The organism is Burkholderia sp. AU4i (assembly GCF_000466765.1).
GTDB classification, from domain to species: Bacteria; Pseudomonadota; Gammaproteobacteria; order Burkholderiales; family Burkholderiaceae; genus Burkholderia; species Burkholderia cepacia.
Genome location: NZ_ASSI01000044.1, coordinates 1 through 16,212, shown reverse-complemented (window position 1 = coordinate 16,212; position 16,212 = coordinate 1). Strand labels below are relative to the sequence as shown.

The following is a 16,212-nucleotide window of genomic DNA, read 5'->3' as shown; positions in this document are numbered from 1 at the left end:
GCGAGCTGACGCACCGCGCACTGTCGCACCGCACGCCGCCTGCGCAGCCCGGCGGGCGCGCAGGCGGCCGGCCGGGCATAATGCGCGAGGCCGCTGCGGCGGCACGCGCCGCGACCGTGCCGGGCCACCCGACGGCCGGCGCCATTTCCCGTCCTGAACGAATTCCGAACCTCAACCCGTCAATGCCATGCAAGTACTCGTCGTAGGAACCGGCAAGCTGGCCAGCGAACTGCTCGGCGCGCACCGGCTCGACCCCGCAACCTGTCGCGTGATGGCGTGGTCGGACAGCACGCACAACGATGCGCAGCATAGCGACGCCCGGCATGGCGATGCCCGGCATATCGACGCCCGCTCGATCGTCGTGCACGCCGGTTCCGGCCGCGAGCTCCCTGACGTCATCGCATTCTGCGAGGCCTCCGCGTCGCCGCTCGTCGAGCTGTCCACCGGCTCCGTGCTCGAAACCGGCTCGTACGCTTTCCCGATCGTGCTGTGTCCGAACACGAACATCCTGATGCTCAAGTTCATGAGCATGCTGGAAACCAGCGGCCACCTGTTTCACGACTGCCGGATCAGCCTGACGGAGTCGCACCAGGCCGGCAAGACGTCCGTCCCGGGCACGGCCGTCGGGATCGGCCAGTCGCTCGGCGTGCGGCCGGAAGACATCCGCTCCGTGCGCGACCCGGACGTGCAGCGCAGCGAATTCGCCGTCGCCGACGATCAGCTCGGCCGCCACGCGATTCACCGGATACGCATCGACGACGGTGCGTGCAGCCTGCAGTTCGAATCGCGCGTGGTGGGCGATACGCCCTACGCGGATGGCGTATCGCGCATCGTCGATGCCGTCCGGCAGCACGATCTCGAGCACCGCCGCTATTCGATCGTCGAGTTCATCCGCAACGGCTGGCTGTAGTCGCGGCGGTACGCGGCGGGAGGCATGCGCGCGTCTCGCACGTCGTTTCCACAACGAAAAGGGTTCGTCGCAAAATGCCGTGGATGTCGCCGATCGCTTCGCCGGCGGCATCCGGGCCAACGTCCCGCCCCCGGCAGCCGCGACGTGCAACCGTCGTTTCGTATCGGCCGGCAAGTTATCGGCCGAGGTTCATTCGCCGAGATGGGGCGCAAACCGCTGCCGACGCCGGCGCGTGAATCGCCACAGTCGACATCCCCCGAAAGGAGAGCACCCAATGACCCGCCCCGATTTCATCAAGCACTGGACCGAGCTCGAAGAACCGGAAGCGCATTGCTATCGCGGCGACACCGAGCCGATGGCGCTGGACGCACCGCTTTCCGCCGAACTCGGCATCACCCGTATCGGCATTCATCACGTGAGGCTCCTGCCGGGTCGGCGAACCTCATATCCGCATGCCGAAAGCACCGAGCAGGAGTTCGTGTACGTGCTCGAGGGCAAGCCCGATGTCTGGATCGACGGTGTGCTGCACCCCGTTGCCGAAGGTGATTCCGTCGCGTTTCCGGCGGGCACCGGCATCTGTCACACCTTCATCAACAACACGAAGGACGAGGTCAGGCTGATGGTGATCGGCGAACGCCCGCGCGACGACAACCGCATCCGCTACCCGAAGAACGAGGCGTACGAGCTTACCCGCGCGGACCGCTGGGTGGACTGGCCCGCCAGGCCGCTCGGGGACCACGACGGCATGCCGGACTGACGCTCGCGAAGATGCCCCCGACGGAACCTGCCGAGCCTGCTGCGTGAACGCGCGGCAGGCCGCCGGAGCCGCCTCGTTGCGCGGCGCGTTACCCGGCCAGCCATCACTCGCCGCCCAGCACCGCCCCGCTCTCGGGCAACGTCGCACCGCCGTCGACGACGATCGTCTGCCCCGTGATGTACGCGGCATCGGCCGACGCGAGAAACAGCATCGCGTTCGCGATATCTTCCGGCTCGCCCATCCGCGCAAGCGGAATGTCGCGCGCGATCTGCGCGGCGACCGACGCATCGCCAAGATTGCCTGCCGCCGGCGTGCGGATCATTCCCGGTTCGACACCATTCACCGTCACGTTGTGGCGTGCGAGTTCGAGCGCCGCCGCGCGAATGAAGCCGTTCACGCCGGCCTTCGACGCCGCGTAATGCGCGAGCCCCGGATACACGACGCGCGGCCCCGTCACCGATGACGTGACGAGCAGCCGCCCCGCCCCCGCGCGCCCGAAGGCCGGCAACGCGGCCTGCGCGAGCCAGAACAGCGCCGACAGGTTGACCGACAGCGTCCGGTCGAGCGTCGGCTCGTCGATCTGCGTGAACGGCGTCAGCGGAAAATACGCGGCATTGTGGACGACGACATCGAGCCGGCCGCCATCGCGCTCGACTGCCGCGACCAGCGCGACCAGTTGGTCGCGGCTGGCCGCATCCACCCGATAGGCGCGCGCCTCGCCGCCCGTGCTCGCGAGCGCGTCGGCCTGTGCGGCGGCGGCCTCGCCGTTCAGGTCGGCGAGCGCGACGAACGCGCCGGATTCCGCGAAACGGCGCGCGATCGCCGCGCCGATCCCCTGCGCGCCGCCCGTGACGAGCACGACACGCCCGCTGAAATCCGCCCGCAGGCGGCCGCTGCCCGGCGCGGCATTCATCGCTGCGCCCCGCCGTCGAGCGGATGCACGGTGTCGTTCAGCACCTGCGCATGCGCGCCGATCGGGAAGTTCGACAGCGTGCCGAAATCGCCGCCCTGGTAGCCGAAGATCTTGCCGTCGGTCTTGCGCTGCGCGAGGTCGATCAGCACGACGCCGAGCGTCGGCACCACCTTTTCGCGCCACACGAACAGATACAGCTCCTCTGCAATCCTGAAGTAATGGCAGCGGTCGACATCGGCCAGGCCGCCTTCGACACCCTGCAGGCACTGCCACGCGTAGAAGTTCTCGTTCAGGTAGATGTGCTCGTAGCACTCGGTCGGGCTGTAGCGGTACATCGTCCGCTTGCCGATCAGCTCGCGCGTGGGCCCGTGCAGCGGCCCCGGCTGCGTATGGCCGCCGAGCGTGCCGTGCCGGAAACCGGCCTCGACGCCCGTCAGCGGCAGCCCGCGCGCCACCCGCGTGAATGCGTCGATACGCGTGTCGGCTTCGGTCGGCAGCGTGCCGACAACCGACGTCCATACCCCGTTGTCGAGATCGATCACGAGACTGACCGACGTCGCGCGGGCTGACGAATCGATGTAGTCGACGAAGTACAGCCCGTTGCGCAACCGCGTCACGCGGCACGGCTCGCGGCCGCCCGTGTCGGTCGCCGCGTCGCGCCACTGCAGCGCGCCCGGCTCGAACATGTAGACCCGCCATGCCCCCGACGCGTCGCCGAGCGTCAGCGTATGCCCGGCGAGCGCATCGACGGATGCGAGGATGTTCGCTTCCGGCGCGAAACCGTCCGCGAGCGCGCCAACCTGAATGAATACCGGATCCTGTTGTTCCACCTGCCGTCTCCCGCGCAGCTTCAGGCCCGGCGGGCCGTGTACGCTGCTCATGTGCACATGGTGCGGGCTGCGTGCGATGCGCGGTATCGGCCAAAAGGATGAAGGGCGCGCGCCGCCGGAACGCGCTAAAGTGCACGAAATCCGCGCCGCGACCGGCGCGAGGAGCGCACATGCACCGCGTCACCCACTACCGACGGACCGGCGAAGGCATCGAGGCAATCAGCCTCGACTCCGACCGCGCGTTTCCGCGCCACGCGCACGACGAATTCGGGGTCGGCGTGATCGTCAGCGGCGCGCACCGGTCGTGGAGCGGCCGCGGGCAGGTCGACGCCCTGGCCGGCGACGCGATCATGGTCAACCCGGGCGAGATGCACGACGGTTCGCCGATCGAGGCCGGCACGGGCCGGCGCTGGCGGATGCTGTACCTCGCGCCCGCGCTGGTCGCGGGCGTCGCGGCGGAAGAAGGCCTCGGCGGCATCGAACTGGCGCATCCGGCGGTACGCGACGCGCGGCTCACGGCCGCCGTCGGCCGGCTGCATGCGCGCATCGTCGCGGGAGAATCCCCGCCGCTCGCCCGCGACGAGGCACTCGTGATGCTCGTCGCCGGGCTGCTCGCCCGGCACGCGAACCGCACGCTGCCGACGGCGGGCGTTGCACCGGCGATCCGCATCGCGCGGGAGCGGCTCGACGCGGCACCGGCCGCCCCCGTTTCGCTCGCCGAGCTGGCCGGCCTGAGCGGTGTCAGCCGCTTCCAGCTGCTGCGCGGGTTTGCCCGCGAACTCGGCATCACACCGCATGCCTACCTGATCCAGTCGCGTGCGCGGCTGGCACGCGCGCTGCTCGCCAGCGGCCTGCCGATCGCCGATGCCGCGGCCGAAGCCGGCTTTGCCGATCAGAGCCACCTGACGCGCGCGTTCGCGCGCCAGTTCGGGATCACGCCGGGGAGGTTTGCGCAGGTCGGTTGACGTCGGGCCCCCGCGCAACGCGATCGGTTGCAAGGCGATCGAAGGCGGGCCCCGATGTCGACGACGGCTGGCGCGGCTTGGGCTTGGGCTTGGGCTTGGGCTTGGGCTTGGGCGTCGGCTGCGGCTTCCGCTTCCGCTTCCGCTTCCGCTTCGGCTTCGGCTTCGGCTTCGGCTTCGGCTTCGGCAGCAGTCTGCGCAAACGGACGTGCGTAACGCCCCACGCACGGCCCTCGACGCACCCGCGCCCGCTGCAATTTCGTTCAAGACGCGCGATGCCGCCATACGCGACGATGCGGCGCATGAAGACACGACTGATCGGCTATCTCTATCTCGCCGCCGCGATGGCAGGCGTCGGCAGCACCGTCATCGCGAGCCGTCTCGCGGCAGGCGGCCTGCCGCCGTTCACGGCCACCGCGCTGCGCTTCCTGATCGCGACACCGCTGCTGTTCGCGCTGATGCGCGCGCAGCGAATGCGCTGGCCACGCATTTCCACCCGCGACGGCGTGCTGCTCGTCATCCAGGCTGCAGCGGGCGGCGTCGGTTACACGGTGCTGCTGATCAGCGGCACGAAGCTGTCGTCGCCGCTCGACGCAGGCGTGATGCTCGGCACGCTGCCCGCGATGTCGACGCTGATCGCGGCCGTCGTGCTGCGCGAGCGGCAGACGCCGCGCGACTGGGCGGCCGCCGCGCTCGCCACGGCCGGCGTGCTGTTCGTCACGTTCGCCCCCGGCCACGCGCTGCCGTCGCTCCAGACGCTTGCCGGCGATGCACTGGTGCTGGCCGCCGTCGCATGCGAAGCCGTATTCATCCTGCTCAACCGGCGCCTTGCCGCGCCGCTGCCGCCGCTCGCGCTGTCCACCGCGATGTCGGGGCTCGGCTTCGTGCTCGCGCTCGTGCCGGCTGTATTCGAATGGCACGCGGTCGCAGATGGCTGGACTGTCGGCGCCGTGTCGGCAATCGCCTACTACGCGCTGGTGCCGACCGTGCTCGGCTACCTGTGCTGGTACGCGGGTTCGGCGCGCACCAGCGGAACCGAGGCCGCGCTGTTCACGGCGGTCGCGCCGGTCTCGGCCGTGCTGTTCGCGGTCGCGCTGTTCGGTGAAACGTTGAACGTCACGCGGGTCGCCGGCATCGCGCTCGTCGTCGCGGGCATGCTCGTCGGCGCGACGCGGCGGCGCGAGCGGCTCGCCGACACGCACGATGCCCGGCCAGCCAGCCCCGCGCCCACCCCCGCTCAAACCGCCGCCGACTGATTTCAGTCATCGCGGGATTGCGGCAACGGCGGCCACTTCCTCCCGTCACATCGTCGCGGCCCGCGCCCCCGGCCACTGTAGGAATGTGTCCGTGCGCCGCAAATCCATTGCGCACCACCCCGCAAGATGCAATATTCGCGTGGCCGGCCCCTTTGACAACCATCGAACAACAATCCGACACGCAATGAACAGGAAGGAAGCCAAAACAAGAATCGCGGTGCTGCTCTCCGCGGGAACGAGGAAGGCCGACGCACTGGCCGAACTGTCCGGGCAGGGGCTCAAGGATCGCGTGCTCGCGCACCTGATCGCATCGCGCCCCGACCCCGAGCGCTGCCGCAAGAACAAGGTGCACGTCCGGATCCTGGTCGCGCTCGGTATCGCCCAACTGGCGATCAGCCTCGTGCTCGCGTATTACTTCTTCGCAAGCGGCGCCGGCACCGGCCTCGTGGCCGTGTTCCTGGCGTTGACCGTGCCGCTGTCGCTGCTGTTCATCTGGGGCTTCGCGACCCATCGCGTCGGCGCCTATCACGCGTTCATCCTGCTGTCGCTGCTGCAGTTGCCGAAAACCATCGCCGAACTCGGACGCGATCCGTCGACCGCGCTGCCGAGTCTCGTGATCACCGCGTTGCTGGTGGGCTACGTCTGGTACGTGCGCAACCGGATGTTCCCCGACTACGGCTGGTTCACGCCGCGCAAGGTCGAAGGCCGCTACGCGTTCGTCGAACACGCGTGACGCCGCCGGCGTAGGCACCGGCCGAAAAAAAAAGCGCCGGGCCGCCCCGCAATCGCGGGACGGCCGGCGCTTTCTGCATTCCGAAACCAGTCGGCTTACTTGGCCTTTTCAGCCGTATCGCTGATCGCCTGGCCACCCTTCGAAATATCCTGGCCCACACCGGCGACCGTGTTGCAACCGGCGAGCGCGGCGGTCACCACCAGCAGCATTGCAGCAATCGTACGCGTCATTCTCATTCTCCTTCGAATCAACAAGCCCGACGGGCGAATCGTATGCGGCGCGGTACCCGGCAAGACACTGGGTACGGGGCCTGACCTGATTATACGGAGACGGCCGCGATGCGCCACTACGAACCCGCCGCATGTCACATGGGCCACACAGCCGGTCCGCACAGATTTTCCTTGACTTCAACGCGCCAGGAACTAATATACGCACCGCGTATATTTTCCGTCAGGAGCCGCCGATGACCGTCCCCCAGCAAGCCTTCCTCCGCGACGCGATGCGCCGCCTCAACATGACCCGCGAAGCGTTCGCCAATCGCATCGGCGTCAGCCGGCGCGCGCTGGATACCTGGCTGTTGCCCGACGATTCGCAGGAATCGCGCGGGATGCCCGAGATCGTCGAGCGCTTCGTGTCGGAAATCGTCGAGCGCTCGGCACCGGAAGGCAGCGGCTATACGCAAAGCGTAGATAATCAGGGGCTCGCCAAGCAGTTCTTTTTCGAAGGCAAGCCGCAACTGCTGTCGGTCGACCAGTTTTCGCGGGAATCGGTCGAGGCACTGTTTCGCGTGGCCGACGTGATGCAGCCGATCGCACGCCGCCACAAGATTTCGCGCGTCCTGGAAGGCGCCGTGCTCGGCAACCTGTTCTTCGAAGCCAGCACGCGTACGCGCGTGTCGTTCGGCGCCGCCTTCTGCCGGCTCGGTGGCTCGGTGTGCGACACGACGGGCTTCACGTTCTCGTCGATGGCCAAGGGTGAATCGATCTACGACACGAGCCGCGTGATGGCCGGCTACGTCGATGCGCTCGTGATCCGCCACCCGGAGAAAGGCTCGGTGGCCGAGTTCGCGCGCGCGACCAACCTGCCCGTGATCAACGGCGGCGACGGCCCCGGCGAGCACCCGAGCCAGGCGCTGCTCGATCTTTATACGATCCAGCGCGAGTTCTCCCGGCTCGGCAAGATCGTCGACGGTGCGCACATCGCGCTGGTCGGCGACCTCAAGTACGGCCGCACCGTGCACTCGCTCGTCAAGCTGCTCGCGCTGTACCGCGGGCTGAAGTTCACGCTCGTGTCGCCGCCGACGCTCGAGATGCCGGCCTACATCGTCGACCAGATCGCGACGAACGGCCACGTGATCGAGCAGACCACCGACCTCGCGGCCGGGCTGCGCGGCGCGGACGTCGTCTACGCGACGCGGATCCAGAAGGAGCGCTTCACCGACGAGTCGTTCGAAGGCTACACGCCGGATTTCCAGATCAACCAGGCGCTCGTCGACACGGTGTGCAAGCCCGACACGCTGATCATGCACCCGCTGCCGCGCGACAGCCGGCCCGGCGCGAACGACCTGTCGGTCGACCTGAACCGCGACCCGCGCCTCGCGATCTTCCGTCAGACCGACAACGGCATTCCGGTGCGGATGGCGATCTTCGCGGTGCTGCTCGGCGTCGAGAACCTCGTTCAGCATTCGATGCGCGACGCGACGTGGCGGCCGCCGGCATACCTCGGGCCGGAGGACGCGGTGTTTCACGGCGTCGATTGAATCGTATCCAGAGTCTCGCGCCCGCCTGCCGTCGTTTCAGGTCGGCGGCGCGCTTGCCTGAAGCAGAACGCGCCGCATCGCACGGCGCGTTTTTCAATTGCGGGGCAGCCTGCGGGGCCGGCAGCCGTGGGCTCGTTAGCGCGCCCACGGGTCGATTACGCGAATTCCCATTGCCTCGAACGGCGTGACATCGCGCGTGGCGACGATCAGGCCGTTCGCTTCGGCCGTGCCGGCGATAAAACCATCGGATGGTGCAATTGCGACACCTGCGGCACGAGCGCGTGCGCGAAGGCTCGCATACGCTTTGCTCGCAGCATCGTCGAATGGCAGGATTCGTCCGCGAAACAATGGCAGCACGCGCTGCTCGATGCTCTGATGCAGCCACTCTCGCCGGCGTCCTTCCGGCAATACAGCCACGCCCAATCGTATTTCCGCGAGACTGATCGCAGCCAGAAACAAGGTTTCGACATTCTGGGCATCGAGCCACTCGATCACGGCCGCGTTCGGCTCGCGTCGTAGCGGTTCGGAAATGACATTCGTATCAACAAGGATCATTCGAAGCTCATCGGATCGGCAGGCGTCTTGTCGCGCTGGGCGTCGAAATCGAATCCGCCGGCCTCCTGCCCGATTGCCGCCAGCATCGTTCCCAGCTTGAGCCGCCCACCCGGAAGAACGGCCTGTTCGAGAATGTCGCGCACCTCGGCTTCGGTGCTGCGCCCATGTTGGGCCGCGCGAATGCGAAGTGCTCGATGCACTTCATCGGACAGATTTCGGACGGTGATCACCGGCATGGTGCGCCTCATCAAGATTGCTTTCAATGCAGTCATATTAGCATTTTGCTGTCATACCAAGTAAATCGCGACACTGCGACTCTAACCGGCCCGACAAGCCCTTCCTATCTGGCCATTCGGCCAATCTTCCCTCCGCAACGACGCCGTCACATTCGTCAACAATTCCTCAACAAACGAGAACAAGAACGCTTCTCATTCACGATGAAATTACATAGAATGCCGCCTGAAAACAAATCGTAATAATTCCCGACGGCGTGCACATTTCCGCAGCGCACCGCCCCGGGGCCACACCGCGAGGTCGAAGCGCACCATGAAGTCACGTCCCGACGAGCTGAAGCTCGGTAAATTCACCACCTTGTGCAGCGTGCTCGCCGCCGGCCCGGCATTCGCGGCGGACGGTACGCCGCCACCCGCCCCGGCCGGCACCGAAGGCCATCTCGCGCCGATCGAGGTACAGGGCAAGGCCGAGCACAGCTACAAGGCCGATTTCTCCGCTTCCGTGAAATTCACCGCGCCGCTCGTCGACACGCCGAAATCCGTCACCGTGATCCCGCAGGAGCTGATCCAGAACAGCGGCGCGTCGACGCTGACGGAAGCGCTGCGCACCGTGCCCGGCATCACGTTCGGCGCCGGCGAAGGCGGCAACCCGCTCGGCGACCGTCCGTTCATTCGCGGCTACGACACGCAGGGCAGCATGTTCGTCGACGGCATGCGCGACACGGGCGCCACGACGCGCGAGATCTTCAATACCGAACGCATCGAGATCACCAAGGGCTCCGACGGCGCATACGGCGGCCGCGGCGGCGCGGGCGGCAGCATCAACCTGATCACGAAGGCCCCGCACCTCGGCACCACCGCCGCCGCGAGCGCGGGCCTCGGCACCGACCGCTATCGCCGCTTCACGGCCGACGGCAACTGGCAATTCGCCGATCACGCCGCATTCCGCCTGAACCTGATGAGCCACAACAACGACGTCGCCGGCCGCGACGCCGTCAACAACGAACGCTGGGGCGTCGCGCCGTCGATCGCGTTCGGCCTCGGCACGCCGACGCGCGTAACCGCGAGCTACTACCACCTGTCGACCGACGACATGCCCGACGGCGGCATCCCGTATTTCTATACGGCGTCGAACAAACCCGCGAACGTCGGCACGATCTATCCGGCCCCCGTCGACCGCCACAACTTCTACGGGCTGATCGACCGCGACTTCCGCAAGACCACGTCGGACATCAGCACGATCAAGATCGAGCACGACATCACGTCGGCGCTGACGATCCGCAACACCACGCGTTACACGGAATCGACGCAGGACTACATCTGGACCCAGCCGGACGACAGCCAGGGCAACGTGGTGAACGGCAAGGTCTGGCGCCGCAACAACAACCGCGACAGTTCGATCAACAGCCTGGCGAACCTGACCGAGCTGTTCGGCGAGTTCCGCACCGGCCCGTTCAAGCACAGCTTCACGACCGGCATCGAGCTGACGCGCGAATGGGGCAAGCGCGACAGCTACAACGTCGCGACCGACACCGGCAAGATCTGCCAGAAAGGCATCGGCGCCGCATCGGGCTACAACTGCACGAGCCTGTGGTCGCCGAACCCGAACGACCCGTGGGCCGGTTCGATCACGCGCAACAACGACTACGCGCATGCACGCACCACGACGAAGTCGATCTACGGCTTCGACACGATCGAGATCACGCCGCGCTGGCAGGTCAACGCCGGCGTGCGCGTCGACGACTACTCGACCCGCTTCACCGACACCAGGGCCAACGGCGGCAAAACCTATATGCGCGACGACACGCTCGTGAACTGGCAGGCAGGCCTCGTGTTCAAGCCCGCGCAGAACGGCAGCATCTACGCGTCGTATGCGACGTCGTCGACGCCGGCCGGCATGCTGCTCGGCGAAGGCAGCGAGACGCAGTCGCTCACGCCGGGCCGCGGCGGCGTCGGCCCGAACGCCGATCAGATGGCGCCCGAGAAGAACCGCAGCATCGAGCTCGGCACCAAGTGGAACGTGCTGAACGACAAGCTGTCACTCACCGCCGCGCTGTTCCAGATCGACACGACCAACGCGCGCGTGACGCTGCCGAACAACCAGTACGCAATGGTCGGCAACAAGCGTGTGCAGGGTCTCGAACTCGGCGTCGCAGGGCAGATCACGAAGCAGTGGCAGGTGTTCGGCGGCTACACGTACATGAAGAGCGCGCTGCGCGACAACGGCAAGGACGCGGCGAACGACGGCAACCGCTTCCCGAACACGCCGAAGCACAGCCTCACGATGTGGTCGAACTACGACGTGACGCCGAAGTTCACGGTCGGCGGCGGCGCGTTCTACATGTCGGAAGTGTTCGGCGATCCCGCGAACCTGCGAGCAGTGCCGTCGTACTGGCGCTTCGACGCGATGGCGCAGTACCGGATCAACAAGAAGCTCGACCTGCAACTGAACGTGAACAACCTGTTCAACCGCACCTACTTCGACCAGGCGTACCCGGCGCATTACGCGTCGATCGCCCCGGGCCGCTCGGCGTTCGTCACGCTGAACGCGCGCTACTGATCGATGGAGGCTGTATCGCTGAAGGCGCTCGCGTCGGTGTCGCCGCGCGAGTTCGCCGACATCCTGGCCGGGCCGCCCGAGCGCGCCGCCGCGTGGGTCGCGGCGGCGGCCGACAACGGCATCGTCGATGCGCAGGCCGTATACGGGCAGTACCTGCTCGACGGGCATGGCGTCGCGCGCGACCCGGCGGCCGCGTTCAACTGGTTCCGGCACGCGGCGCGGGCCGGCCACGCGATGGCGATGAACATGCTCGGCCGGTGCTACGAGTTCGGCTGGGGCACGGCCGCGTGCGCGCCGGTCGCCGTGTACTGGTACCGGCTCGCCGCTCAGGCGGGGCTCGACTGGGGCATGTACAACTACGCGACGGCGCTCGCGCTCGGCAACGGCTGCGACGAGAACCGCGCCGACGCGCTCGACTGGTTCCGCCGCGCGGCCGCGCTCGGCCATGCGAAATCGATCAACCTGATCGGCGGTTTCTACGAGGACGGCTGGGTCGTATCGGTCGATATCGACGCCGCGTTCGACCACTATCGCCGCGCCGCCGTCGCCGGCGACTTCCGCGGCCAGTTCAACTATGCGCGGCTGCTTGCCGAGCGCGGACGCATCGACGAGGCGCTCGGCTGGCTCGCGCGCGTGCCGGCCACCGCTACCCCCGCGTTCGTCGCGAAGATGCGCGCGTATCTCGCGTCGTCGCCGATCGACGCGTTTCGCGCGGCGGCGCTGCAGTCGCAACCCCAGCCGCAGCCGCACGTTATGGAATCCGCAACATGATGCTTCATATCCCCGGCGTGTTGACCAAGGCGCAGGTCGCGCAATGCCGCGACCACCTCGATGCGGCCGAATGGGTCGACGGTAACGCGACGTCCGGCGCGCAGTCGGCGCTCGCGAAACGCAACCGCCAATTGCCGGAAGGCTCGCCTGCCGCGCGCGCGGTGGGCGACGCGATCCAGGACGCGCTCGCGCGCCACCCGCTGTTCTTTTCGGCGGCGCTGCCGCTCAAGGTGTTTCCGCCGCTGTTCAATCGCTACGAAGGCGGCGAGACGTTCGGCACGCACGTCGACAACGCGATCCGGCTGCTGCGCGGCACGGATTTCCGCGTGCGCAGCGACCTGTCGGCGACGCTGTTTCTCGAGGAACCCGATGCGTACGACGGCGGCGAGCTGTGTGTCGAGGATACGTACGGCACCCATCGCGCGAAGCTGCCGGCAGGCGATCTCGTGCTGTATCCGGCGTCGAGCCTGCATCAGGTGACGCCGGTAACACGCGGCGAGCGCGTCGCGTCGTTCTTCTGGATCCAGAGCATGGTGCGCGACGACGGCGACCGCACGCTGCTGTTCCAGCTCGATACGCAGATTCAGGCGCTGTCCGCCGAAAAAGGCGCGAAGGACCCGATGGTCATTGCGTTGACGGGGATTTATCACAACCTGTTGAGGAAGTGGGCGGATGCGTAACGCGAACGGTTGACGCTGCCCCCCGGCGCTTGCGCTGCGTCGGACTCCATGACTAAAATGACCATCGTCAAATGACCATGCTCATATCATGATGCCGCACGCTCCCGTATCGAAATCCGAATTCAAGGCTCGCGCACTCGAATACTTCCGGCTCGTCGAGGCGTCGGGCGAAAGCCTGATCGTCACCGACCACGGCAAGCCGACGCTCGAGATCCGGCCGTATCGCTCGCGCGAAGCTCAGCCGTTGGACATATTGCGCGGTTCGGTCATGCGCTATGACAATCCTCTCGATCCGATTGCGGAAGATGATTGGGAGGCGTCGCGGTGATCGTGCTGGATACACATGCATTGGTATGGTGGGTGGCGGGCGACCCGTCGCTCAGCAGGAAGGCGAGAAGCGCGATCGATCGCGCCCGGAGCGAAGGCGCGCTCGCCGCGTCCGCGATCTCCGCGTGGGAGATCGCGATGCTGGTGCGCAACGACCGCCTCGCACTGACGATGGAGGTCGAAGCATGGCTCGCCACCGTCGCGCAGATCGACGGGATGCGCTTCGTGCCCGTCGATGCCGACATCGCCGCGAAATCCACCAACCTCCCCGGCACGTTCCACAAGGATCCGGCCGATCGCATGATCGTCGCGACCGCTCGACGGCTCGGCGTGCCGCTCGTCACGCGCGACGAAAAAATCCGCGCTTACGCGCACGTCAAGACGCTCTGGTGAGCGTCGCCTGCCTGCGGTCCAAACCGCCGCGCATCCTTTGCCGGACTCTGGCATATTGGCGAATCGTCTGACCAAAACGACCTCGGCCGGCCAGCCTCGGCGCCGGCTCATGGCCCGCAACCGTCATCGCGCCATTCCGTCCGCTATCGTGATATCGCTCTCCGATCCGGTTGTCCGCTCGATCGCCCTGCTGGAGTCGCACGAAGGATTTGTCGATCTCGCCGGTTTTCATGACCGCATCGCCGTCGATCCCGGCCGCGACGACGCCGCACACTCGAGCCGGCATTTCCTGAAAGTGCGTCACGGCGTGGCGCAACGGCTGATCGCCGCCGCGCACGCGCTGCCCGACGGCCTGCGCCTGTACGTCAAGGAGGGCTATCGTCCGCTGGCGCTGCAACGCCACTACTTCACCCGGCATCTCGCGCACCTGCGCCGGACGCTGAACCCGCTGCCGGACGAGGACACATTGGTCGCGCTGACGAGCCACTACGTCGCGCCGCCGGAAGTCGCCGCCCATCCGACGGGCGCGGCCGTCGACCTGACACTGATCTCGACGGACGGCGTCGAGCTCGACATGGGCTGCGTGCTCGACGCAACCGACCAGGAATCATCCGGCGCGTGTTATACGCACAACCCGTTCATCAGCCGGGCTGCCGCCCGCCACCGCCAGGTGCTGATCGCCGCGCTGACGGGCGCCGGCTTCACCAATTACCCGTCGGAATGGTGGCATTGGTCATTCGGCGACCGCTATTGGGCCGTCATGCACAATCAGCCGCACGCAATTTACGGTCCCGTAGAGGAAAGCATGCTCGACGAAGCCGCGCGCTGACGTTCTTTCCGACGAAACGAACCCGCCCCGGTAACATCCTCACTTGTCGATCCCTGCCCGCTCCCGCACAATCGCAGCACCTGCATCACTCTCCCCCGCGCCGATGTCCTATGCGTCACTCGCCACCGGCGTCCTCCTCGCCGGCGGCCTCGGTCAACGCTTCGACCCGAGCGGCCTGCACAGCAAGCTGCTCGCGCTGCTTCCCGACGGCACGCCGGTTGCGGTCGCGGCCGCCCGCCGTCTCGCGGCGGCCACGGCCGACGTGATCGCCGTCGTGCGTCCCGGTGCCGAAAAACTCGCGATGCTGCTGAACGAGGCCGGCTGCCATGTCGTCTACGCGCCCGACGCGGTGCGCGGCATGGGCGCGAGCCTCGCGGCCGGCGTGCGCGCGACACCCGACGCGAACGGCTGGCTCGTCGCGCTCGGCGACATGCCGTGGATCGCGGCGTCCACCTACGAAAGCGTCACACGCGCACTCGACGCCGACGACGCGTCGATCGTCGCACCCGCGCATCGCGGCGCGCGCGGCCATCCGGTTGGGTTCGCCGCGCACCACTTCGATGCGCTCGCCGCCCTCGACGGCGACACCGGCGCCCGCGCGCTGTTCGCCAGTGCACCGGTCAGGCTGCTCGACGTCGACGATCCGGGCATCGTGCGCGACGTCGATACGCCCGCGGATCTGCGCTGACGCCGATCCCGCCCCGCACGCGGAGCGGCGCATGGCCCGCTCCGGCGCAACAGGCGTCGGCACGAAAACCACGCCCGCGCGGATTGCCCCGACGACCGGCGCCCCACCGCGACAATCCCGCTGCAAATGCACGCCCGATTGCCTATAACGGAGACGAGGCGCCCCCGCCGCGCCACCGCCGTCACGCACTGCGCGAGTTCTCCATGACCGATCACACGACCCCGACGCCCGAGCCACCGGCCGACCCGAACCGCGACCCGGAAGACGACCCGCTGTCGTCGCCGCCCGGCCATCACGACAACCCGCAGCAACCGGACGGGCCACCGAGCAAGGATCCGGTCTAGCCGCCGGGCGGCCGCGCCGGGCATTCTCCGTGCATTCGCCACGGGTTCCGGTCATGCGGCGCCCGCGTATGACGCTGCCTAACGCGCGGTATACCCGCCGTCGATCGGCAGCGATACGCCGCTGACCATCGATGCCGCATCGCTCAGCAGGAACAGGATCGGCTCGACGACCTCGTCCGGCTCCGCGAATCGCCCGAGCGGGATCGCGGCCAGCATCGGCGCACGCTTCTCCGGATCGCTCCACGCGAACTGCGCCATCGGCGTGAGGGTGACCGTCGGGTTCACACTGTTCACACGAATACCGTGCGGCCCGAGTTCGATGCACAGCACGCGCGTGATCGCGTCCATCGCCGCCTTCGACGCGCAATAGCCCAGATGCGCGGGCAGGCCGACGAGCGCGGCCTGGCTCGATACGTTGACGATGCTGCCCCGCGCCCGCGCTGCGCCACGTCCGTCGCGCGCGATCATCTTCCGCGCGACGGCCCGTGCGACGAGCGCCGCGCCGCGCGCGTTGACCGCCATCACGCGATCGAAATGTGCGGCGCTCACGTCGAGCGCCGATTCGAGCGACGCGATCCCCGCGCAATTCACGAGGCCGTCGAACGCGTCGTGCGCGGCGAGCGCTGCGTCGATCGCGTGCTCGTCGCCACCGACATCGACGCGCAACGTCTCGCACGCAGCCTCGCCGGCCAGCGCGTCGAGCGCGGCCATG

The 16,212-nt window shown here is 67.6% G+C and carries 20 protein-coding genes; 14 read left to right on the top strand and 6 right to left on the bottom strand.

Annotation, left to right across the window (positions count from 1 at the left end):
- The first annotated feature begins 187 nt into the window (after positions 1–187).
- Both L810_RS09520 and L810_RS09515 read left to right on the top strand, forming a co-directional pair.
- Positions 188–910, top strand: coding sequence for a hypothetical protein (locus tag L810_RS09520; protein ID WP_021158172.1), 723 nt, complete (start codon positions 188–190; stop codon positions 908–910).
- A gap of 274 nt (positions 911–1,184) precedes the next feature.
- On the top strand, positions 1,185–1,667 hold the full coding sequence (locus L810_RS09515) for a cupin domain-containing protein (protein WP_021158171.1): 483 nt from the start codon (positions 1,185–1,187) through the stop codon (positions 1,665–1,667).
- A gap of 103 nt (positions 1,668–1,770) precedes the next feature.
- Here the strand turns inward: L810_RS09515 and L810_RS09510 are convergent, their stop codons facing one another.
- A complete protein-coding gene (locus L810_RS09510) occupies positions 1,771–2,580 on the bottom strand; it encodes an SDR family oxidoreductase (protein WP_021158170.1) in 810 nt (269 codons plus the stop codon).
- Complete coding sequence (locus L810_RS09505) at positions 2,577–3,410, bottom strand: molybdenum cofactor biosynthesis F family protein (protein ID WP_021158169.1); 834 nt, start codon at positions 3,408–3,410, stop codon at positions 2,577–2,579. The genes L810_RS09510 and L810_RS09505 overlap by 4 nt, the downstream gene beginning before the upstream one ends.
- A 170-nt stretch (positions 3,411–3,580) precedes the next feature.
- On the opposite strand from L810_RS09505, the gene L810_RS09500 reads away from it, so the two are divergent.
- The 3 genes from L810_RS09500 to L810_RS09485 all read left to right on the top strand — a co-directional run bounded on the left by L810_RS09500 (position 3,581) and on the right by L810_RS09485 (position 6,361).
- Complete coding sequence (locus L810_RS09500) at positions 3,581–4,375, top strand: AraC family transcriptional regulator (RefSeq protein WP_021158168.1); 795 nt, start codon at positions 3,581–3,583, stop codon at positions 4,373–4,375.
- A 299-nt stretch (positions 4,376–4,674) separates the two neighbouring features.
- On the top strand, positions 4,675–5,628 hold the full coding sequence (locus L810_RS09490) for a DMT family transporter (protein WP_042973909.1): 954 nt from the start codon (positions 4,675–4,677) through the stop codon (positions 5,626–5,628).
- A gap of 184 nt (positions 5,629–5,812) precedes the next feature.
- A complete protein-coding gene (locus tag L810_RS09485; protein WP_021158166.1) occupies positions 5,813–6,361 on the top strand; it encodes a hypothetical protein in 549 nt (182 codons plus the stop codon).
- Between the two features lie 95 nt (positions 6,362–6,456).
- Here L810_RS09485 and L810_RS09480 read toward each other — a convergent pair whose 3' ends face one another.
- Entirely contained in the window at positions 6,457–6,591 is a 135-nt protein-coding gene (locus L810_RS09480) for an entericidin A/B family lipoprotein (RefSeq protein ID WP_021158165.1), read from the bottom strand.
- Between the two features lie 233 nt (positions 6,592–6,824).
- Between L810_RS09480 and L810_RS09475 the strand changes: the two genes are divergently transcribed.
- Positions 6,825–8,120, top strand: a complete 1,296-nt coding sequence (locus L810_RS09475; RefSeq protein ID WP_021158163.1) for an aspartate carbamoyltransferase — start codon at positions 6,825–6,827, stop codon at positions 8,118–8,120.
- A 135-nt stretch (positions 8,121–8,255) separates the two neighbouring features.
- Here the strand turns inward: L810_RS09475 and L810_RS44935 are convergent, their stop codons facing one another.
- The gene (locus L810_RS44935; protein ID WP_021158162.1) at positions 8,256–8,675 is read right to left on the bottom strand and encodes a type II toxin-antitoxin system VapC family toxin; all 420 of its coding nucleotides are present in this window, start codon (positions 8,673–8,675) and stop codon (positions 8,256–8,258) included.
- On the bottom strand, positions 8,672–8,911 hold the full coding sequence (locus L810_RS09465) for a FitA-like ribbon-helix-helix domain-containing protein (RefSeq protein WP_021158161.1): 240 nt from the start codon (positions 8,909–8,911) through the stop codon (positions 8,672–8,674). Before L810_RS09465 ends, L810_RS44935 begins: the two co-directional genes overlap by 4 nt.
- A 310-nt stretch (positions 8,912–9,221) precedes the next feature.
- Here L810_RS09465 and L810_RS09460 point away from each other — a divergent pair, with 310 nt between their 5' ends.
- The 8 genes from L810_RS09460 (at position 9,222) to L810_RS48380 (ending at position 15,500) form a co-directional block, all read left to right on the top strand.
- Entirely contained in the window at positions 9,222–11,468 is a 2,247-nt protein-coding gene (locus L810_RS09460) for a TonB-dependent receptor (protein ID WP_021158160.1), read from the top strand.
- A gap of 3 nt (positions 11,469–11,471) precedes the next feature.
- The gene (locus L810_RS09455) at positions 11,472–12,239 is read left to right on the top strand and encodes a tetratricopeptide repeat protein (RefSeq protein ID WP_021158159.1); all 768 of its coding nucleotides are present in this window, start codon (positions 11,472–11,474) and stop codon (positions 12,237–12,239) included.
- Positions 12,236–12,919: a Fe2+-dependent dioxygenase gene (locus L810_RS09450; protein ID WP_021158158.1), complete on the top strand. Its 684-nt coding sequence runs from the start codon at positions 12,236–12,238 to the stop codon at positions 12,917–12,919. The genes L810_RS09455 and L810_RS09450 overlap by 4 nt, the downstream gene beginning before the upstream one ends.
- Positions 12,920–13,007: 88 nt before the next feature.
- Positions 13,008–13,247, top strand: coding sequence for a type II toxin-antitoxin system Phd/YefM family antitoxin (locus tag L810_RS09445; RefSeq protein WP_021158157.1), 240 nt, complete (start codon positions 13,008–13,010; stop codon positions 13,245–13,247).
- A complete protein-coding gene (locus L810_RS09440) occupies positions 13,244–13,639 on the top strand; it encodes a type II toxin-antitoxin system VapC family toxin (RefSeq protein ID WP_042973908.1) in 396 nt (131 codons plus the stop codon). Before L810_RS09445 ends, L810_RS09440 begins: the two co-directional genes overlap by 4 nt.
- Before the next feature lie 109 nt (positions 13,640–13,748).
- On the top strand, positions 13,749–14,468 hold the full coding sequence (locus L810_RS09435; RefSeq protein WP_021158155.1) for a M15 family metallopeptidase: 720 nt from the start codon (positions 13,749–13,751) through the stop codon (positions 14,466–14,468).
- Between the two features lie 103 nt (positions 14,469–14,571).
- The gene (locus L810_RS09430; protein ID WP_021158154.1) at positions 14,572–15,156 is read left to right on the top strand and encodes a nucleotidyltransferase family protein; all 585 of its coding nucleotides are present in this window, start codon (positions 14,572–14,574) and stop codon (positions 15,154–15,156) included.
- A gap of 203 nt (positions 15,157–15,359) precedes the next feature.
- Positions 15,360–15,500 (top strand): hypothetical protein, encoded by a 141-nt coding sequence (locus tag L810_RS48380; RefSeq protein ID WP_021158153.1) that lies wholly within the window; start codon positions 15,360–15,362, stop codon positions 15,498–15,500.
- A 78-nt stretch (positions 15,501–15,578) separates the two neighbouring features.
- On the opposite strand, the gene L810_RS09425 is transcribed toward L810_RS48380, so the two are convergent.
- Positions 15,579–16,212: SDR family oxidoreductase (locus L810_RS09425; protein WP_021158152.1), on the bottom strand; the 634-nt coding region annotated here is incomplete at its 5' end.